Consider the following 20,113-nt stretch of genomic DNA (forward strand, 5'->3'; position numbering starts at 1 on the left):
CCGCACCCACCGGCCTCCGCCCCCCCCGGCCACACGGGGGAATCGCCGTGGTCGACCACCGTCCCGAGGAAGTACTTCAACTACCCGATGCCGGTGGCCCGATCCTCCAGCGACCCACACCGACCCTCCACCGGTCGCGCCGCCCCGCGCCCGTTCGCCGGACGCCCCACCGGCTACACTGACCCCGGCGCACGGCCACCAGCCGTCGCCCCGCACCACCCACGCCTCCGTAGCTCAGGGGATAGAGCACCGCTCTCCTAAAGCGGGTGTCGCAGGTTCGAATCCTGCCGGGGGCACAGCCAGAAGGGCCTGTTCAGGAGGGGTTTCCTCCCGAACAGGCCCTTCGTCGCGTCCGGGGTCGTGCCACACGCGTGCCACTAGTACTCCAGTTGCAGTTCGCTATCGCTGCTGGTCAGAAGCCTGTTTCTGAGTGTAGTGGCCTGACTGCCCGTCATGTTCGGCGAGTTCGTGACCTCGGGTGCGGCGGGCCGTTGTGCTGGTCATGCAAGATGATGTACAGCCCGATGTCTGGTCGTCGGAACTGGAAGAAGTGCTGGTGCGGGTCGGTCACCGGTTCGGCCGGGTCGATCTGCGGCGGCGTATGCGCGCCTACGTGCGAGGCCTGCTCGGCCCGGTGGGCCGGAAAAACGGCTGGCAGCTGGTCGAGTACGCGGGTCACAGCACGCCGGCCGGTTGCAGCACTTGCTCGGTCGGGCGTGCTGGAATCCTGACGAGTTACGGGATGACCTGCAGGAATACGTCGCTGAGAAGCTCGGGGACCCGGCTGGCGTGCTGATCGTCGATGACACGGGCTTCCTCAAGAAGGGCTCCACCTCGGCCGGGGTGCAGCGGCAGTACTCCGGCACGGCCGGCCGCACGGAGAACTGCCAGATCGGCGTCTTCGTCGCCTACGCCACCAACAACGGGCGGGCGCTGGTGGACCGGGAGCTGTATCTGCCGAAGTCCTGGACACAGGATGCGGACCGCTGTGCCGCGGCGGGGATCCCCCATGAGCGGGGGTTCGCCACCAAGGGCGACCTGGCCAAGGTGATGGTGGCCAGGGCCCTGGCCTCGCCCCTGCCGATCGCCTGGGTGGCCGCGGATGCCGCCTACGGCCAGGAGTGGCGCTTCCGCCGCATGTTGGAGGAAGCCGGCGTCGGCTACGTACTGGCCGTGCCGAAGTCCCAGCAGATCAAGTCCCTTGCCGGGATCTGGCGCATCGACCAGCTCGTCGCCGACGCGCCCGAGGACGTATGGCAGCGTCTGTCCTGCGGGGACGGCGCCAAGGGCCCCCGCGTCTACGACTGGGCCGCGGCGACACTGCCAGGCATCGACATCTTCGATGGCAACCAGCCCACCCACCGCCGGTGGGTGCTGGCCCGCCGCAGTCTCGCCCGACCCGACGAGATCTCCTACTATCTCGCTTACGCGCCCGACGGCACCACCCTCGAAGAGCTGGTACGCATCGCCGGATCACGCTGGGCGATCGAAGAGTGCTTCCAGGCCGCGAAGAACGAGTGCGGCCTGGACGAGTACGAAGTCCGCCGGTATCCGGGCTGGTACCGACATATCACGCTCGCCATGCTCGCCCACGCCTTCCTGGCCGCCATCGCCGCCTTGGAAGGGAAAAAGGGGGATGCAGAAACGGTTCCGGCGCCCTCGTCCCCCTCACCGTGGCAGAGATCCGGCGACTCCTGGCAGCTCACCCGCCCCTACCTCCACACCACCGCAAGCTCGATCACACATTGAGCTGGTCTCGCTGGCGACGACGGCACCAGACCATCGCCCGCCGCTGCCACGACCACCGTCGCACCCGAGGTCACGAACTCGCCGAACATGACGCGCAGTCAGACCACTACACTCAGAAACAGGCTTCTGACCAGCAGCGATAGCGAACTGCAACTGGAGTACTAGCTGGCAGGTCCACAGACTGCCCGACGCGCCGGAAGCTTACGGGGCCATGATCACTCGCGCCAAAGCAGCTCCAGCCCAAAGCCGCTCCGCCGACCTTAAGATCGCGACGTCGGCGCAACTGACAATTAATCTCAATAGGGAAAGATGATTTGTGACCACTCATGCAGTGGACCCACCGACTGCCTCCCAAACCGTTTTGAGAGTTTCGGCCGAGACGTTGCGTGTGGAAGCAGCAGCCCAGGCAGAGTTCGGCCTTGCGGCCATCCAAGATCGAGCTTCGCGGAAGGATGAAAAACGAGGAGCACGCGCCCCAAAATATTTAGCGGCAGCCCGAGGAACACCAACCATTCGCAACGGAAGTGCCTCGATACTATCTACGCCGTAGAAGGACATTGCAGGAACGTGGAAGGCATGTGCCGTTTCCTCCGCACTCCTCCCCGCAAGCTCAACCAGTTGCAGTGCCCCAATACCCCAGGGCAGATAATTTGATACCTCTCGAAAGAGGTACTTACCCGCGTCGGTCAATGGCTTGTCAGACCTCGAAAACCAGCTATCTGCGATCTCCGGCAGCGTCTTGCCCGCTACCCAGTCCCTGAGAACGCCAGCCACTCGCCTTGCATCTAGACCACCTGGGTCATCAGTGGGCGCCAGAGACATTTCCGGCACTTCAGCAAGGACCTCGATCACCTGCATTAGCGGGTTGAGATCGTCACCAAATAGGTTCTCCGGCGCCCAGAAGTTAGGCTCCTTGAAAACCTTAGGGGAAGTCGCTGAAAGTAGACCGACACTGGGTAGCGACAATCCTGTCACATCGGCGATTCCGAGGAATGAATTGGATCGGAATTCTTCCATGAACCCTCGCGACCAATGAACAAGGCGCTCCGCCACATCCCTGTCAGTCGACTGCAATCCATGAAATACAAGCGACGATCGTAGAATCTCTTCGACTTCTGCACTCGCCGCATCAAATCCGCCAACTTTGAGCGCGTGAGCCAGATATTGAAAGAAGTGACTAATCTGAGGGTTTCCACGAACGAGGCGCAAGTTGTACTCAGGCCGGGCCTCGTCTAGTAGTTTTACGACGTCCAGCAGGGCTGATACTACCTTGACCGCCTCGCCCTCAAGGTAGTCACGGAACTCCTTATCCTGGTTCGCATTGATCGACGGATAGACGACCACGCCCACGTGGTCCTTTAGTGCCCGTCCAGCTCGTCCGGCGATATTCCAAAACTCTGAGTAGCGCAGACTTCTATACTTCTCCCCGCGCCTTTGCGGCACCTTGAGTGTCTCTACGATCACGGACGAAAGCGGGAAGTCCACTCCCTGAGCCAAGGTGGAGGTGCCCGCTACTACCCGGATGCATCCTTTATCGAGTAGTACCTCTACGAGGCTGCGCACCTCGGGGGGGAGTCCGGCATGATGAAACGCCACACCTGACTCCAACGTTTTGGCTAGCGGATATTCCTCTCCGAGTTCACTCTTCACATATTCGATTACCGCTTCCAGCAAATCACTGTCCGGGCATTCCGACAATGCATTGCGAGGAAGATTGCTAGCTACCTGGAGAGCTCTTTTTTCCGCGTAACTCGGCCCTCCTGTGAGAATTAGCGAACCTCCCTTGGTCTTCTTGCTGAGCGAAATGGCAAGAGATGCAGAAAGCGCCGGTCGTTGCCGACTATCAAGTTCTACAGAAGCCTTCCCCAAGTCCAGAACTTCCCCGTCCCAGTTGGTCGGTTGAGTTGCGGAAGGGATAAGTTGCAGCGAATCGTGGTAGCACTTCTCTTTCCGGTTCCGCGTCCAATGCCCCAGAGCCCTTACCTGTTCACTGGGCTTCCAGTTCAACTCAATAGCGGCACCCTCACCGGTGCCAAGCCATTTCGCCAGATCAGAAGCATTTGGTAAAAAGGGAGTCAGAAGCAAGAAGCGGCAGCGCCGGCCGCGCTCCTTCTTTAGAGTGGCAAGTAGGAGCTCCAACCGAGGGCCACGGTTTTCGTCCGCGATGTGATGCGCCTCATCGACGACGACAAGTGAGAGGTCACGAACACTCGGATGGTCCGCTCTGACGAGTAGGTCCAGCTTTTCTGGGGTCGTAACCAACACATCTGGACGAGCACTGAGAAGTGTGGTCTCTATGGGATCCAGCTCGAAGACAGGGACCGCCGCTTCTACAGAGATCTCAGATCCGTCCGAACTCCCTCCAGCCAAGTCACTCCGGAGGCGTCGTGTCATCTGGTTGACCAATGCCCGTGTGGGTACGAGGTAAGCAACAACCGACCCTGGGTTGAGTGCCATCGTTTGAACAATGGAAAACTCTGCCAGAAGGGTCTTTCCTGCACTCGTCGGCATTTGAACGCTGATTGCCGTCTTGAAGGGGTCCAGCAAGCTCTGCGACAAGGCTTCTCGCTGAGACCACCAAAGCTCTGAAACAGGACTATTTTGCCCGTCTGAGGCAATTCTCTGTGCAAACTCACGAGCCGCAGTAGATAGCCTTGAGGTGTTGTACCAAATTGAAGCTCGAGTCATCGCAGTGGTCAGCGGCTCAATTGTTTCACCGATGCGCTCCAGCTCTATGTCACCACTTGCCCCAAGCAAGAGGCGTGCATTTTCGCCATGGCGTTGCAACGTCACGAGGACACTTTCAGGGGCGCCGGTACGTAGGTAGTTCCCCAAAACGGCAAGTGCTTCACCGATGTGATACAGCCCAAGCAGTTTACACTTCTCTTTATCTTCCCGCCAATCTTCTTGCTCGGAACCGTTGAAAATTCGCGACTCCGCTTGCCGTTGCATGCTAGTCAAGCGCGTCAGATAGGTCAGGCCTTCGTCGACATCGTCCCAAGAGCGACTCTTACGAGCCAACATGGCAAGCGACAATACGCAGTTATGCCAAACCTGTTCGCTCCAATTTTGAAACTCGTCCCGCTCTTGGAAACGTGAAAGTTGGTCTCCCGCCAGCAACAGGCGGAGCTCGGGCTGCTTTTGGGCGAGCGTGCCAGACACGACAAGCATCCATAGGTCATAGAGCGAATTCGGATGCTCCGATGCCCACTGGGCGGTGCGTAGATGGAAGGCGCGCTGAGCCAGTTGAGCGACCCGGAGCTCCCCTTTCTCTGAGCGATCTGCAGAGAGTGCTACAGACTCAAATGACCACGCGATTTCATCTACCGTCTCAATGTCTAGATCGTCTTCAGACTGCAGAGAAGCATCTAGAAAGCGAGCCAGGTATCCAAGGCGCACAGAACCGATGTGATCGTCTCCACCTTCGCTCATGAAAGCGTCGACGAAGATTTGATTTCTATCCACTATGCTGCCCCCTCCCTGGCGATTCGATAGACCTCCTGGGCTATCTGAAACAGGTCTCCTTCGACGACAATGCTAACCCAGCGAATCTTGTGGCCAAAGCCTTCGGGGTTGGTTTTGAATGTACCTGGGTCATTCTCGTGGTGCGTGTCCAACGTCCGTACGAGCAATGGAGCTAGTACTATGTCGAATTTATCCTTCTTCAAGATGAACGAGGCGTGCAGCCTTGAACAGACTCCCGCGTACGGTTCTTCCGCATACTCCTGAAGCCAGCACAGTTCTTGAAGAAGGGCTCGCCTATCGGTAACCAGTTCGGCTAGCTTCTTCTCCATCCCAGACACCACGCCCGGGGGACTCTTAGCCTGATCAGACCCTTTCACTTCCCCGAGGACGAGCGTGACTCTGGTGGTCTGCTCATCTTCAACGCCAATGACGTCCGCACCACGAGTCTGTTGATCGGGTATTTCTTTGTGCTTGATCCTGGAAGCAGGAATTTTGGTGCCGAATATTTCTTTCAGCGCTTCGCCTGCTAGAATCTCGCCAAATTCACTTCTCTGGACGTCAAAGTGCTTCTTGCGGTCCCCTTTCCAAGCAGCCGGCAAAACTGCATCCAACTCTTCCTCTAAGGCAAGCTGGACATCTTCCTCTGTCACTTCGAAAGCTTCACCGCTGAATAAGGACAATTCTTGCGCTGATCGGAGAAGTCGCGCTCTCGCATCTACCTCATTGAAGTAGTGTGCTGTGACAAGAGGTGCAATGGCGCGGGCAAATGAAGCTTGGTCTGATGGTTTGACGTGAACATACCTGTGGCCGTTCACTACTTCATCGGACACGATCGTGAAAAGCTGCGGCAACTGTCCCCCCACCCCCCCGGCGTCGCGCCCCCACGACTGGCCTACGAGCTACAGCTGTGACGCATCCAATCTACGGGCAGAGACTGCAAAGGGGAACAGTGGAAGGCCGCTGTAACTCGGCCGTGTCCTCTAGCTTCCCCAGTTGCCAGCCACAGAACCTGCTTGTAAGCGGGTCACACATCAGTGCACCGGACGGGTGAGTGCCCTGAGAGCGCTCGAGGCCGACGAGCGCACCCTCCCCTCGTCCCCGGACGCATGCTGGCCGCCCGTCTCAGTTTCCGTCTCATTCAGCCCCGTCCAGGGCCGTTCAGACGGAACCCGGGCTGGCCCGCCGACTGGCGGCCGACCGTCCATGAACGCAGGTGAACGCCCCTACGCCCCGCCCGTCACCACACCACCACAGTTGGAAAGCGTGCGCATAGGGCGGAGGCCGCTGACCGCCCCGCGGATGTTCAGCCGTCGCTGTCAGTACCGAGCTGTACGGTCCCGCCCATGGCCGAGAGACCGGCTACGAGCTGGCGTCACGGCATAGCTGAGGAAGCCGAGGAGCTTGCCGCCGGCACCCTGGACCCCGAGTGCGCCTGCATGGCAGCGCTGTTTCCCGAGGAACTGCTTACGGCGACCGACGTAGTCCTCGACGTGTTCGAGGGCGAGCTTCCTAGACTTGGCGAGGCCCCTGACGAACAGGTCTTTGCTGTGGTGGAACGCGTCGTCCTGGCCCTCAACGCGGTGGACGACGCCCACAACGGCAGTGCCTTCGAAACCGACGAACGCGAAGAGCTGTGCGACTACATCGACGAGTTGCTTACCGAGCACGGCGTCGATGTCGTCGCCCTAACCACCCGCCACGGCCTCGGCCGGTACCAGCTCACGGACAAGTGGCGGAAGTGGTAGGGCGGCTTACGAAGGCGATCCTCCGGCTATCGCACGACTCCGCACCACAAGCGCACCAGATCGAGCGGGGAGCAACGGGGAATCACGATACAAGCGACCAGGCCCGACGAGACCACTCACCGGCCGTCCGCCCAGGTCAGCGACCGAACCGGCCCCAAGTGATCGCAGCTTCCCAAGCTGAGGTCCCCGGTGTGCCGGCACAGACGGAGCCGTAAGGTTCCCCCATGGTGACTGCGACTGTCCGCGAGTGGCACGACGAGGAAGGGTGGGGCGTGCTCGACTCCCCCGAGACTCCCGGCGGATGTTGGGGCCACTTCTCCCACATCCAAGTGGAGGGCTTCCGAGCGCTGTCGCCGGGACAGCAAGTGGACCTCCAGTGGGAAGCCCCTGGCTTCAAACAGGACGGGTACAGCTACCGGGCCGTGAACATCGTTCCTCGACCCGCCTGACATCACCAGCTGACATCAACGACAACGAACGATGGCGCACCGAAGCGGCCACGGTCGGACCCACGAGCGACCGCTGAGCCCCGTTTCGGCACGCCGTGCGACAAGGTGATCGAACTCCTAAAGAGGTGGTCAATAGGCTCCGGGCCGAGGGCAGTGACAGCAACCCCGAGGGCAACGGCGGCGGACGACAGCAGCGCTCAGCAGCCCGGGGCAGGTCGTGTGGTGCATATACCGCCACCCCGGGAGAGGAACACCAGGTCAGGCACCTACTAGATCCAATAGGCGCCTGACCTGCTTCTGAACGCGTCAGGCGCGCCCCGGGCGCAGATGACGGGAGGCTGCGAGGCATGAGGACAGCCATGTCGCCTCAGAGCGGTCGATGATCAGGTCGGCCACGGTGATCACCCCTTCCATGGCTCCGTCGAGCCGTATTGAATGATCACCGACCCGGACCATCTTCCAGTCCGCGTCGCTGTGCCAGAGCCGGGCGGTCTTGTCGCCCCGCCGCTGGGCGAAGACGAGTTCCTCGCCGTGCTCGTTCATGAAGTAGCCGACGTAGTCTTTGCCATTGATAGCGCCACCGCAGAGTCTCGCCAGAAGCGGCTCGATCGCGGGAGAGTCGTCGTTCATGCCGTGTGTCCCTCAACTTGGCCGGAGGTCTGCTCGGCCGACGAGAGCGTAAGCATCCGCTCCGCAGACTCCAGCAAGGTCTCGTAGGTGATCACTTCTATACGCGCCATGTGCGTGTTGTAGGTCCGCAGTGTGTCCGCGACCTGCTGGGGTGTGACTCCCTCACTTACGTACTGCGGATGCCCGATCACGACAGTCGCGGAGGCCCTGCGCGTGTCGACCCCGTACCGCGCGAGGATGGATTCACGGCCCTCGTCCAAGGTCCGCAGGTAGTTCTGCGTCTGCGAAACCGCGCGGTGGACCGGGGCGCCCAGCATGAGTTGGCCGCTGGGCCGGATGACCAGTTTCTCGATGTTGGCACGCTTGAGTTCCACCACATGCAAGGAGCCGTCCCCCCGCAGCAGCGGAATGTCGAGAATGGTGTCCGAGGTGTACTGGCGGCGGGCCAGCTCAGCCACGAAGGCACCACCGAAGATCCACTCCTGGTTCTTCAGGCAGGCGTGGAGGGCACCCTCGGAGCTCTCAGGACGGTTCACTGCGGCGCGCAGGGAGGCGAGGCCCGCCCGCCTAGCCCGCAGTTCCAGTAACTGGGCCAGCATTCCAGCATCTGCATCTTCCAGGAACTCGCTCATCATCCGGGCGGTCTCGGTGGAGGCCGGCCGGGGCAGAGCCCGAAGGATCAGTTCCATGTGCCCGTACTCTTGGAGGCGCTTGAGGTACTTGGTGGGCAGTTGGATTCCGCCCTCGCCGTCTCCGATACCCAGGTGGCCGGTAGACCGGGCGATGCCACGGAAGAGAGCAAGGGCGTCGGTAACACTCGCATCGGGGTTCTCGACGCGCAGCGCCTCCAGGGCGGACACGGCTCGATCGGCGCCCATGGCAGCCATTCGCCGCATGAACTCCTCGCTCCGCTGCCGCGCCTTCGCGTCGTAGTAATTCTCAACAGTGTCGAGGTAGAGTTTGCCGCCTGCGTAGCCGGCGAACCTCTGGAAGCGCTGAGCTAGTGCGAACTCCTCGTGGAGAAGGCACTTTTGGGCTACATCCTCCAGGGCATCCACCAGCGGTCTTCCCTTACCGTACGTCCCGCCGAAGCCATCGCCCATGATGCGCAACACCGCGTCGATCCGTTCACGCACGCCAGCGTGCTCGGTGAGTTTTCGCGCTTCTTCGACCATGAGCCTGAGTGAGTAGCTGGACCGGAATATCGCCATACCGGCACCTTAAGAGCAGGCACTGACAACGTCGGCGCTGACAACTATGGGGCGCAGCAGTCCGAGCTGGCCAACAGCGCCAGCCACCCTTGAACGGGTCCTCTTCAGCGCGGCCTGGGACACGCAAAGCCAGGCTGCCGGGATGGTGGACAGAGCAGGCCGTGCCATACGCATTCCAGAACTGGCTGGGAACCACGGGGAACAGAGAGTGCTGCCCAGAGGTGCGCCCCGGGCTCCGACTGAACCGCTCCGGGTCTGATGGAGGCTCGATTCCCTGAGAGGATCGAGTCATGGCACGTCCGTCCCCCTATCCTGCTGAGCTTCGTGAGCGTGCGGTGCGCATGGTCGCGGAGGTCCGCCCGAATTACCCGACCGAGTGGGCCACGATGAAGGCCGTCGCCGCGAAGCTCGGGATCGGTGCCGCTGAGACGGTGCGGAGCTGGGTCCGCAAAGCCGAAGTCGATGCCGGCCGGCGTCCGGGCGTGACTTCGGACGAGGCTGCAGAGATCAAGCGCCTGAAGGCGGAGAACGCCGAGCTGCGGCGGGCGAACGAGATCCTCAAGGCGGCGTCGGCTTTCTTCGCGGCCGAGCTCGACCGGCCCTCGAAGCGCTCGTAGCGTTCATCGATGCGCACCGCCAGGTGTTCGGCGTCAAGCCGATCCGCCGAGTCCTGACCAGCCACGGACTGAAGATCGCGACGAGCACCTACCACGCGGCGAAGAACCGCACCCCCAGCACCCGAACAGTCCGCGACACCGAACCGAAGGCGCAGATCAGCCGCGTCCACAAGGACAACTTCAGCGTCTACGGGGTCAGGAAAGTCTGGCGGCAACTGCGTCGCGAGGGCATACCGGTGGCCCGTTGCACCGTCGCCCGGCTGATGCGCGAGCTGGGCCTGGAGGGCGCCCGGCGCGGGAAGAAGATCCGCACCACCGTCCGGAACGACGGCCATGATCGGGCCGCCGACCTGCTGCAACGTGACTTCACCGCATCCCGGCCGGACGAAAGATGGGTCGCGGACTTCACCTGTGTCGCCACCTGGTCCGGGATCGTCTACGTCGCGTTCGTCGTGGACGTGTTCTCCCGAGCCGTCGTGGGCTGGCCCGCCGCCACCAGCAAGCGAGCCAAGCCCGTCCTCGACGCCCTCGACATGGCCCTTTGGCGCCGCGACCGCGCCGGAACTCCCGCTGGACCGGGGCTCGTTCATCATTCGGATGCAGGCAGCCAATACACGTCTTTCGCGTTCACCGCGCACCTGATCGAGGCGGGTATCGACGCCTCGGTCGGCACCGTCGGTGATGCTCTGGACAACGCGCTCATGGAATCCCAGATCGGCCTCTACAAGACCGAGCTGATCAAGCCCCGCAGGCCCTGGCACGGCCTCGCCGACATCGAACTCGGCACCGCGGAATGGGCCGACTGGTTCAACAACCAGCGCCTCCACACCGCGATCGGAGACATCCCGCCCCACGAGCACGAGACCAACCACTACGCTCAACACCAGCCCCAACCGGCGGCTGGAGTCAGCGCATAGAGCCTCCACCGATCCCGGAGCGGTTCACTTCGTAGTCACGCGTGTAGGTGGTGTATCCGTGGTACACGACCGCGTGCTCGAAGGCCTCGTCCAGCATCCGTTCGAGTACTGCGACGTCCATGCGACCGTTTCTATCCCAGCCGTTGAGCCTTCGGCAGCCCGGCATCCACCCCTGCCGGGACTGAGGGTTTCCGGGCCCGGCCGGGCACGTTCCACCCGGATGCCGCTTCCCCCGCGATCTCCGATGAGGACGCCGAGGCGATCGGCGACGGCCCGGGTACAGGCCCCCGGTCTGTGAGGGCAGTGGGCACAGTCCCGGAACCGACCAACCATAAAGTCATACGATCCTTCGGGTAGGCCCGGTGTACCTGGAGGATTCGTGGAAGCCGCTGCTCTCGTCCGCCCCGACCGTCTGTGGTCGGCCGAGGAGGTCATGGCCCGACCGAGTCCCGTCCCGGCCGCGGCGGGGGTCTACGGATGGCACTTCGAGAGGCCGCCTCATCCGGACCTACCGGCAGGATGCCTGCTCTATGTCGGCATAGCCCCGCGCTACATGGCGAATCGGGTCAGCAAGCAGAACCTGCGGAAGCGGATCCGGTACCACTACCGGGGCAACGCGGCCGGATCGACACTGCGGCTCACCCTCGGTTGCCTGTTGGGCCTGGAGTTGCGCCGGGTGGGCAGCGGGGGGCGCATGACCTTCGGCAGGGAGGGGGAAGCCCGGCTGAGGGCCTGGATGGCGGAGAACGCCCGGGTGTGCTGGGTCGAGTGTGACGAACCGTGGAGCGTGGAGTCGCAGCTCATCTCCCGCCTCGATGTGCCCCTGAATCTCGACCGGAACCGTCACAACGCGTTCCACGACCGCCTCAAGGGGCTGCGGGCCGAAGCCCGCGCCCGGGCCCGGGCGTTGCCCATCGCTTCATAGGCCGCCGGGTCGGCATCGTCGGCCGGTTCCAGGGTGATGGACACCCCGGCGAGGCGCCGCCGTGGGAATGTGGGACGTGACCCTGCCTGCCGAAAGGACGGCCTGCGTGACCACGACCTCGGCGATCGACCTGCGTGCCTTTACCGTTGTCGATGCGGGGGTTCGTGGGGATCTCCTCGATGTGTACGCCGAGGTGCGCGCCCCGCTGCTCCATCTGCCGAACTACGCGGTCACCGCGTTCGGTGAGCGGCTGGACCGGCACGCCGCCGAGCCGGGGTTCACCACTGTCCTCGCCTATGCCGACGGTCACCCGGTCGGCTACGCCTACGCCAACACCATCGAGCACGGCGACCGATACTGGCAGCGCACCACCCCGACGCCGGCCGAGAGGCAGACCGAGCGCCCGGCCGTGACGTTGAAGGAGATCGGCGTCCGACCGGCCCGGCGGAAGACCGGCACCGCCCGCCGCATCCACCACGCGATCCTCGCCGACCGCGCCGAGCCGCACGTCACGCTCATGGTCAACCCGGCCGCCGGGGACAGAAAGGTCCACGTCCTCTACAGGTCGTGGGGTTACGAGGACATCGAGCAAAGCCGGCCGTCACCGGCCTCACCACTCCTCACCGTGATGATCCACGCCATCCGCTGACCGACGCTTTCACGGCCGGACCGCTCCCTCGGGAGCGGGAGGGCAGGTGCCCGTCGTCTCCCGCCTCTCCCGGGATCGCTTCCCCGGGCAACGTGCTCGGCGCCGGTTTCCGGTGCTCGGCGGGGGAGGTATCGAGCGCCCGGGGCGGCCAGGGTCACCGGACCCCGGGGGCTGCGCGGCGCCACCGTTCGGCGGGGAACCCACCGCCGGAGGAAGGCGGCAGGGTCGTCACCTCGCCAGCACGATGGCGTGCGGCGAGGGCGCGAGTCGTGCCCGGTAGCGGCGGATCCCCCAACTGCGGTGCTCCACCTCCGCCGCCACCAGTACCTCCGCCGTGTTCAACCGGCCGGGCACGAGTTCCACCAGCGCCGCCACCGGGTGGTCGCCGACCAGGGGGAAGCCCTTGATCCGGCGGAACTCCCACTGCGGGTCGGGCTGGGACGCGCCGTGGCCGCGGACGATCCACTCGTTCCGCTCCGGTTCCCCTCCCGAGGGTTTGTCCAGGCCGACGTCCACCAGACCCGTGGTGACCGTCACCTTCATGCCCGTGCGGGAGACGGCGACCGGGCGGGTGCGCTCGCCGGGGTCGATCAGCCGCGCTACGGGGCGGACCCCATCGTCCGATGTGGACAGCGCCACCCCCAGGGAGGCGTGGCGGAACTCGCCCTTGCCGGCCGGGGTCGCCGGGCGGAACGAGCACACCAGCACCAGGTGCCGGAACTCGCGGTCGGGCTTCGCCCGGACGTGGGAGGCCCACGGGGCGGGCATGTCCTCGTGGTCGGCGGGCAGCACGTCCCAGCCGAAGGTGAGCCTGCCGAGCAGCGGCTCGTCGTCGGTGGGGCCGCCGAGCGTGCGCTCCGGTACGAGTTCGACGTCGTGCAACCGGACCTCGGTCATGCCACGGCTCCCTTGCTACGGCCACGCAGGTGGGTGAACGCTCCCCAGTCACGGTAGTGGGGGTACCGGGCGCGGGTGGCGAGTTGGGCCTCGCGGAAGGCACGCTCCGGGTCGATGCCCCGCGCGATCCGCCGGTGCAGGTGGTGGTGGAAGTGCGTGGCCGGTTCCGGGCGTACCGGCCACAGGCACCCGACGACGGCCTGCGCCCCGGCGGTGATCAGTGCCGACGGGATGCCGCGGACGTTGTCCGCGCGGTCGAAGCGGCCCAGCCCGGACTCGCACGCGGCGAGGGTGACCAGGCGGACACCCCGCAGGTCGGTCTCGAGGAAGTCGTGGGCGAAGACCCGGCCGTCGTCGTCGTGGTCGGGGGTGAGGTGGAGGCAGTGCATCCACGGGGCGTCCCGGTCCAGCGTCCCGTGGGCGGCGATGTGGACCACGTCCGCCGTGGCCAGTTCGGTGAGCAGCCTCTCCCGGGTGGCGGCGGCCCCGGTGACGGCGTCCGTGCCGACGGCCCGGGCGACCTCCCGCGCGTGGTCCTCCAGCAGCGGTTCGGCGTGCAGTCCGTGGGGCACGCCGCCGTCGGCGGAGGCCAGCACCACCGTGCGGGGTGGTCGTACGGGGCCCGTGGCGGGGATCAGTGCCTCGAGTCCGGCGATGGTGGTGACGGTCCAGTCGTCGGCGATCATCCGGTCCCCGGTGCGGCACAGGGGCAGGGGTAGGTAGTGCAGCGCGCCGTGCGGCCAGGCCAGGATCCGGTCCTTGCCCCGGGCCCGCCACTCCTCCCACAGCTCGGCGCCGCCGAGGGGTATGTCGCCCGGTTGCCGCAGCAGTCGGTGGCCTTCCGGCGTCACGTCGCCGAACAGCGGGTCGCGTTCGATCTCGGTGCGGATCGCCTCGACCCGGTCCGCCACCGGGTGCCGGTCGTGGTTCCCGTCCGTGCCGTCGCCGAGGTGCACGACGAGGGTCCGGTCCCGGCGGGTGACCGCGAGGAGCACGGCGGCGCCGTTCACCGCGGCGGGCAGGAACCAGGTCAGCAGGACGGTCCGCTCGTCCAGCAGTTCCTGTGCCTTCGCCCAGAGGTGCCGGTCGTCGACGAACGGTGCCGAGCGACGGCTCAGTTCGTCGTCGATGAGCGAGGAGACGCGCCGGCGCAGGTTCCGGGCGATCTGTCGGGTGTCGTGGCCGTCGGGCCGGGGGTCGGAGTCCAGCGTGTTCAGCAGGGGCGAGCCAGTGCCGGAGGCGCCCCGGGGGGAGGCGGGGTCCTCCAGGTCGCGGAGCCTGCCGAGAAGGTGCTGGATGTGGGTGGGCAGCGCGAGGGGGCCGTCGATTCGCCACCAGGCGCCCCACTCGGGTCCCTTGCCCGCCTGGTGCAGACCGAGCATCAGCCCCATCGGCAGCGTCTCGGATTCCGTGGTGAGTTGCCACATCGCCGAGTGCACGAGGTCGCGCAGGACACGGCCGAGTTCGGGCGCTCGGCTCGTGTCGAAGTTCGGTACGTCCACGATGATCGCGAACAGCGCCGCCTCGAGCTCTTCGCCCCGGAGGTCGCCGATCCGTCGCACGAACGGCACCAGACTCGCCCGTGCCGCTTCCTCGAAGCCGAGCGAGGCGTAGCCGAGTGCCGCGTACGTGCGGTAGCCCCACGGGAAGGGGACGGGGCCGGGGCCCGGCTCGCCCATCTCCGCCGCCTGGTCGTGCAGGTCCGCCGTCAGCAGCCGGACGCCCTCGCCGCCGCCCGCGTCGCCCGCCTGCCGCAGAAGGGTCAGGCCGAGAGCGGGTTGCCGCAGGTCGCGGGCGTGGGCGGCGGCGTGCAGCAGCGCCGCCGACCGCTGCCACGGGCTCCGGGCCCGGAGGGCTTCCGGGGAGAGGTCCGGGAGTGGACTGCCGGGGGCCGGGCAGTCGGTGGGGTCGTCGGGCAGCACGTGGAGCCGTGCCTCGATCAGCTGTCTGCGGTGGGCGGGGCCCCGGGGGAGGTCGAGTCGCTCCGCCCAGTCCAGCACGGTGCGCAGCAGTGAGCGGTCGGCGCGTTCCCGGGCCAGGTTGACGCCCTGACCGATCACTCTCGCGGTGGGGGTGTGGCCGTGGGTGGCGACGAAGTCGGCCGGGGAGGCCCCGAACACCGCCCGGGGCAGTCCCCCGGCCAGGTCCGGGGGCACCCCGTCCACCACCCGGAGCAGGAAGAGGGCGAGGTCCGGATCGTCGGCGGTGGGCGAGTCGAGCCATGCCGTCAGGGCGGCAGCGGCGGCGTCCCGGTGAACCCCCTCCTCGTCGGCGAGGATCTGCGCCAACAGCGCCAGGAGTCGGGGCCTTCGCGTCCCGGCCTCCGACTCCAGGGCGCGCAGCACCAGTTCCCCCGCCTCCGCCACCAGCCGGTGGGACTCGGCCTGGAGGGGCGCCTCGTCGGTGACCCACGTGCGGTACAGGTCCGCCTCCAGCCGGGCCGCCCACAGGGTGCGCGTCCCGCGGGCGTAGTGGTCGGCGGCCAGGTCCTCCGGTCCCCGGGTGGCCAGCCGCAATCGGGCGGCGGCCGACAGCACGGCTTCCGTTTCGGTGGGATCGCCCGGCTCGTCGATCAGTCGTGAGGCCAACGCGTCGGCCTCTTCGAAGACTTCGCGTTCGCACCGATCCGCCACCAGGGGGACGGCGGCCTCGACGGTACGGAGCGCGGCGTCCCGCCGGGCGGCTTCCGCTCCGCAGGCGTCGGCGACCTCGACGACGAGCCCCCAGTAGACGTACACGAACTCGGCCGGGCCGCGGTGGTCGAGGAACTCGTCCCGGAACAGCGGTCGCAGCATCGCCTCGGCGGTCACCGCACGGTCCGCGTCTTTCGCGAGGGCCTGCCGCGTACGTTCCAGGTCGCGCGCCCGTCGCTTCGCCCGGGACAGGGACAGGATGCCGTCGCACACGTACTGCGCCAGTTCCATCAGGGTGCCGACCGGGTCGATGAGGAACCGAGCCGTCGGCGCGCCGTCCTCGTCGTGGCGCGGGGTGTGGTCGGGCTCGCCGAAACGCACGGGCCCGGCGCACACCATTCCCCGCCGCGTCTCGAGGTCGAGGGCGCCGATCGGATCGTCCCCGGCGGGCAGCACGTGGGAGACGACCAGCATGACCGACCCCGAGGCGACCGCGGTCTCCCGCCACCCCGGGGGCTCCTCGGGGCGGAGGTCGTACACGAGGGGTGTGCCGTCCGGGGCGATGACGGACAGCACGCCTTCGTCGTCCCGGGTGACGCACCACCGGTGATCGACGGGGTGGTCGAGGGGCAGGTCGTTCAGGGAGAGGAGGGCGGGGAGGCCCCACCATCCGTGCGCCCGGGTGAACAGGCTGCCCCCGGATCCGGCACCGCCGGTGAAGGGGCTGACGCCGGGTGGCCCCACCGCCAGTCCCGCGTGCCGGACGCCGTCCACTTCCGTGGTGAACGCCCATCCGGTGATGTCCCGCGACAGCCGCACGCCGTTCCCCCCGCGCCAACCGGTCAGCAACGGGCTCCACCATGGCACGACTTCGGGGCGGCCCCGATCGTTTCCCGGTGCGGGATCGGGAGGCCGGCACGGCAGGGGCCCGCCGAAGCCCGGATGCCCGGCCGCGTACAGCCGCCGGTGGCACCGTGCTCATCGTGTTCGGTCATGCCCGGCCCGCGATCTCGGGTTCACCGTCGCCCGGGGGTCGACACCCCGGATCCGGGGCCGCTCCTCCCCGCCGCTCCCCCGAAGGGGGTGGGGTGGGTTCGGAGCCCGTCGGGGCGCGGGGAGGGGAGGTGCGTACCCCCGTGGGGCTCCTTCCCGGAGGGGACGGAAACCCTTTGCAGCGGGGGTTGACGACTGCCGGACAGGCCGTTAACGTGCTCATGAATTCGACATTGCGAATATTGTCCGCGATATCGAACAGTCCTTTTTCGACGCCGCACTCAAGAGTGGCTCATTTCGCCCTTCCGGCCTCCCCCGTGGGCGATTCGAAGTGACCCCCGCTTTCAGTGCGAAACGAAAACGCAGATTCCCGCGGTCCTGCAGCGCGCCTGCTAATGGGAGCGCTCCCAAACGCGAAGCGAAACGACTCGGAACCAGGTTCCGAAACCCTGGATGCCATAGATCGACGCCGATGTTCAGGAGGGGAAGAAATGACGCCGCACCACCGTGAACCGATGATCCCGGGACCGGGTTTCCCCAGCCGAAGGGCCCTTCTGGCGACCATGGGGGCGCTGCCCGTTCTCATGGCCGCGACACCGGCCTCGGCGGATTCCGGGGCGCCCTCCACGGCCTCGGAGACCGACGTGCTCGTCGACCCCTCGGCGGAGCGGCAGACGATCCGGGGCTTCGGCGGGATGAACCACACGAGCTGGATCGGGGACCTGACCCCCGCCCAGCGGGACACGGCCTTCGGCAACGGCGAGGGGCAGTTGGGGTTCTCCGTGCTGAGGATCCCCATCCCAGAGGACCGGGCGCACTGGAGCCGGGAGGTGGCCACGGCGAGGCGCGCCATCGAACACGGGGCGATCGTGTTCGCGTCGCCGTGGAACCCACCCGCCCACATGGTCGAGACCTTCGCCCGCGGCAACCAGTCCAACGCCAGGCGCCTGCGACACGACATGTACGGCGCCTACGCGCGGCACCTCGACGACTTCAACGGGTTCATGAGGGACAACGGGGTGAACCTGTACGCGCTCTCCGTTCAGAACGAACCCGACTACGCGCACGACTGGACATGGTGGACGCCGGCCGAAATGGTCCGTTTCCTGCGGGAGAACGCCGGATCGATCGGGACCCGGGTGATCGCGCCGGAGTCCTTCCAGTACGTGAAGAGTTTCTCGGACCCGATCCTCAACGATCCCGCCGCCCTCGCCAACATGGACATTCTCGGCGCGCACCTCTACGGGACGCCGTACGGGAACTTCCCCTATCCCCTCTTCAGGGAAAAGGGCCGGGGCAAAGAACTCTGGATGACCGAGGTCTACCACCCCAACAGCAGTGATTCGGCGGACCTCTGGCCCCAGGCGCTCGATGTGGGGCAACACATTCACCACTCCATGGTGGATGCCGGGTTCCAGACGTATGTGTGGTGGTACATCCGCCGAAGCTACGGCCCGATGCGGGAGGACGGGCGGATCAGCAAGCGCGGCGCCAACATGGCGCACTTCTCGAAGTTCGTCCGGCCGGGATACGTGCGGGTCAACGCGACCTCGTCCCCGCGGGCGGACGTGTACACCTCCGCGTACAAGGGTGGCTCCCGGATCGTCGTCGTGGCCATCAACAAGGGGACGACGTCGGTGAGTCAGCGTTTCACCCTGGCTCGCGGCACCGTGTCCGGTGTCTCCTCGTGGCTGACGGACGCGAGCAGGAACCTCGCTCCCCGGGGCGGGATCGGCGTCTCGAACGACTCCTTCACCGCCGAGCTCCCCGCCCGGAGCGTGACGACCTTCGTGGCCGAGGTCGCCGGATCCTCCCCCGGGATCGACCCGAACGCCTGGTACGTCCTGGTGAACCGCAACAGCGGCAAGGTGTTGGACGTGTACAACATGGCCACCGGTGACGGGGCTCGGATCACCCAGTGGTCCCGCAACGACGGGGCCTGGCAGCAGTGGCGGTTCGTGGCTTCCGACGGGGGCCACCACCGGCTCCGGTCCAGGCACTCCGGGAAAGTTCTCGATGTCCACAACTGGTCCACCTCGGACGGTGCCGAGATCGTGCAGTGGACGGACCACAACGCCGCCAACCAGCAGTTCCGCGCGGTCGAGTCGGCGGACGGCCACCTACGACTGATCAACCGTCACAGCGGTAAGGCACTGGAGGTGCAGGGCGGCGCCGGCCATGACGGGGCGAACATCGTCCAGTACTCCGACTGGGGCGGGAGCAACCAGCAGTGGCGCCTCGTCCGCGTCGGCTGACGCGGACACCGAACGCCGGTGTCGTGCTCCCGTCGCGCCCGCCGGGGACGGGAGTCGCGCCGGACCGCCGGGCGGAGGTGGGTTGGTCCCGAGCGGTCGACGGCGGAGCGGGAGGTCGCGGTGGATTCGGGGCCTCCCCCCTGCCCCTCCTCCGATGGGCATTCGATCGGCCGCGCCCCGCCCCGACGCCCGGGGAGAGGCACACCGGGCGGGCGGCCGGCACCGCGAAGGGGGTCGGCGCCCGACCGGCCCGGCGGAGGGGCCGGTCGAGTGCGGCGTTCCCCACCCCCCGTTATCTTCTTCGCGGTCCTGCAAGAGGGCCACCGGCCTCCGGGCCCGGCATGACTGTTGCCCCCTGTCGAAGAGATGACCCGGGGGGTGGTGTAACCGGGCCCGGGCCCCGTCCTCGTCGACCTCGACGATCGGGTACCGGAGCTGTTCGACGGCGCCCACCACCGCGTTGAAGACGGCGTGCCGGGTTCCCTTCAGGGTCCGTTGGTAGCGCGCGAGGGTGAACGGGGTCAGACGGCCGGGCGGGGCGACACCCGGTTCCGGTGCCGGGACCACCCCGTAACCCGCCAGGTCTTCCAGCAACCGTTTGAAGCCGTAGTCCCAGTCCTCGTTGGGCAGTTTGAGAGCTTGGAGGGTCGCCAACGTCCGCAAGGTGGAGGGCAGCTGTCGCGCGGTGGGCATGGTCGCTCCACGGATGAGGACGGGAACCAGGGGCACCCCGCTCCGCAGCGCCGCCTCCAGTTCCTGTCGTACCAGGTCACCGGGGTCTGCCAGGCGCACTCCGCCCGCGTCGTCCCGGCAGTCCGGCCACCCGGGCCCGATGACCGCGATCACCGCACGGGAGGTGGCCAGGGCTTCCTCCAGGGGAGAGCGTTGCCCGGTCTTGCGAGAGGCCCTTATGGTCGTTGTCGGCCGGCTGTGGTTCTTCGGGGGGATCGCGGGTGGGGTACGGGGCCGCAACTGAAC

General features: G+C 66.2%; 12 protein-coding genes, 1 tRNA gene and 2 pseudogenes. 8 read left to right on the forward strand and 7 right to left on the reverse strand.

From position 1 onward, the window contains the following. Positions 1–223 precede the first annotated feature (223 nt). Both FOE67_RS02310 and FOE67_RS02315 read left to right on the forward strand, forming a co-directional pair. Positions 224–296: transfer RNA gene (locus tag FOE67_RS02310), tRNA-Arg, on the forward strand. Positions 297–502: 206 nt separating this feature from the next. Then, positions 503–1,749, forward strand: a pseudogene (locus FOE67_RS02315) (IS701 family transposase). 324 nt (positions 1,750–2,073) lie between these two features. Here FOE67_RS02315 and FOE67_RS02320 read toward each other — a convergent pair. Further along, positions 2,074–5,181 (reverse strand): DEAD/DEAH box helicase, encoded by a 3,108-nt coding sequence (locus FOE67_RS02320; protein ID WP_182660058.1) that lies wholly within the window; start codon positions 5,179–5,181, stop codon positions 2,074–2,076. A gap of 32 nt (positions 5,182–5,213) precedes the next feature. Beyond that, on the reverse strand, positions 5,214–6,044 hold the full coding sequence (locus tag FOE67_RS02325; RefSeq protein WP_498370688.1) for a Hachiman antiphage defense system protein HamA: 831 nt from the start codon (positions 6,042–6,044) through the stop codon (positions 5,214–5,216). Between the two features lie 513 nt (positions 6,045–6,557). Between FOE67_RS02325 and FOE67_RS02330 the strand changes: the two genes are divergently transcribed. Then, a complete protein-coding gene (locus FOE67_RS02330) occupies positions 6,558–6,959 on the forward strand; it encodes a hypothetical protein (RefSeq protein ID WP_182660060.1) in 402 nt (133 codons plus the stop codon). A gap of 224 nt (positions 6,960–7,183) precedes the next feature. Next, positions 7,184–7,408, forward strand: coding sequence for a S1 domain-containing protein (locus FOE67_RS02335; protein WP_182660061.1), 225 nt, complete (start codon positions 7,184–7,186; stop codon positions 7,406–7,408). 306 nt (positions 7,409–7,714) lie between these two features. Here the strand turns inward: FOE67_RS02335 and FOE67_RS02340 are convergent, their stop codons facing one another. After that, entirely contained in the window at positions 7,715–8,038 is a 324-nt protein-coding gene (locus FOE67_RS02340) for a hypothetical protein (protein WP_182660062.1), read from the reverse strand. Next, complete coding sequence (locus FOE67_RS02345) at positions 8,035–9,249, reverse strand: Shedu anti-phage system protein SduA domain-containing protein (protein WP_182660063.1); 1,215 nt, start codon at positions 9,247–9,249, stop codon at positions 8,035–8,037. The genes FOE67_RS02340 and FOE67_RS02345 overlap by 4 nt, the downstream gene beginning before the upstream one ends. Positions 9,250–9,539: 290 nt before the next feature. On the opposite strand from FOE67_RS02345, the gene FOE67_RS02350 reads away from it, so the two are divergent. After that, positions 9,540–10,783 (forward strand): IS3 family transposase gene (locus tag FOE67_RS02350; protein WP_182660064.1). Its coding sequence is split into 2 segments (ribosomal slippage): positions 9,540–9,822 and positions 9,822–10,783, totalling 1,245 coding nucleotides; the frame shifts between segments, so codons are not numbered across the junction. Here FOE67_RS02350 and FOE67_RS29935 read toward each other — a convergent pair. Beyond that, positions 10,773–10,904, reverse strand: coding sequence for a YxiG-like protein (locus FOE67_RS29935; RefSeq protein WP_267133290.1), 132 nt, complete (start codon positions 10,902–10,904; stop codon positions 10,773–10,775). The two genes, FOE67_RS02350 and FOE67_RS29935, sit on opposite strands and share 11 nt — an antisense overlap. Positions 10,905–11,162: 258 nt before the next feature. On the opposite strand from FOE67_RS29935, the gene FOE67_RS02355 reads away from it, so the two are divergent. Both FOE67_RS02355 and FOE67_RS02360 read left to right on the forward strand, forming a co-directional pair. After that, positions 11,163–11,708: a GIY-YIG nuclease family protein gene (locus tag FOE67_RS02355; RefSeq protein ID WP_182660065.1), complete on the forward strand. Its 546-nt coding sequence runs from the start codon at positions 11,163–11,165 to the stop codon at positions 11,706–11,708. Positions 11,709–11,814: 106 nt separating this feature from the next. Continuing rightward, entirely contained in the window at positions 11,815–12,357 is a 543-nt protein-coding gene (locus FOE67_RS02360; protein WP_182660066.1) for a GNAT family N-acetyltransferase, read from the forward strand. A 228-nt stretch (positions 12,358–12,585) separates the two neighbouring features. On the opposite strand, the gene FOE67_RS02365 is transcribed toward FOE67_RS02360, so the two are convergent. Both FOE67_RS02365 and FOE67_RS02370 read right to left on the reverse strand, forming a co-directional pair. Next, the gene (locus FOE67_RS02365) at positions 12,586–13,254 is read right to left on the reverse strand and encodes a hypothetical protein (RefSeq protein ID WP_182660067.1); all 669 of its coding nucleotides are present in this window, start codon (positions 13,252–13,254) and stop codon (positions 12,586–12,588) included. After that, on the reverse strand, positions 13,251–16,706 hold the full coding sequence (locus FOE67_RS02370; RefSeq protein WP_182660068.1) for a CHAT domain-containing protein: 3,456 nt from the start codon (positions 16,704–16,706) through the stop codon (positions 13,251–13,253). Before FOE67_RS02370 ends, FOE67_RS02365 begins: the two co-directional genes overlap by 4 nt. Before the next feature lie 758 nt (positions 16,707–17,464). On the opposite strand from FOE67_RS02370, the pseudogene xynC reads away from it, so the two are divergent. Continuing rightward, a pseudogene (gene xynC / locus FOE67_RS30930) lies at positions 17,465–19,132 on the forward strand (glucuronoarabinoxylan endo-1,4-beta-xylanase XynC); the annotation flags it as partial. Positions 19,133–20,113 lie beyond the last annotated feature (981 nt).

Origin of the sequence: Streptomyces calidiresistens (assembly GCF_014141525.1) — a bacterium.
Lineage (GTDB): Bacteria > Actinomycetota > Actinomycetes > Streptomycetales > Streptomycetaceae > Streptomyces > Streptomyces calidiresistens.

Coding starts and splice junctions, on each gene's coding strand:
- FOE67_RS02330 (WP_182660060.1), top strand. CDS start 6,558: ATGGCCGAGAGACCGGCTACGAGCTGGCGTCACGGCATAGCTGAGGAA.
- FOE67_RS29935 (WP_267133290.1), bottom strand. CDS start 10,904: ATGGACGTCGCAGTACTCGAACGGATGCTGGACGAGGCCTTCGAGCAC.
- FOE67_RS02345 (WP_182660063.1), bottom strand. CDS start 9,249: ATGGCGATATTCCGGTCCAGCTACTCACTCAGGCTCATGGTCGAAGAA.
- FOE67_RS02365 (WP_182660067.1), bottom strand. CDS start 13,254: ATGACCGAGGTCCGGTTGCACGACGTCGAACTCGTACCGGAGCGCACG.
- FOE67_RS02335 (WP_182660061.1), top strand. CDS start 7,184: ATGGTGACTGCGACTGTCCGCGAGTGGCACGACGAGGAAGGGTGGGGC.
- FOE67_RS02340 (WP_182660062.1), bottom strand. CDS start 8,038: ATGAACGACGACTCTCCCGCGATCGAGCCGCTTCTGGCGAGACTCTGC.
- FOE67_RS02320 (WP_182660058.1), bottom strand. CDS start 5,181: ATGAGCGAAGGTGGAGACGATCACATCGGTTCTGTGCGCCTTGGATAC.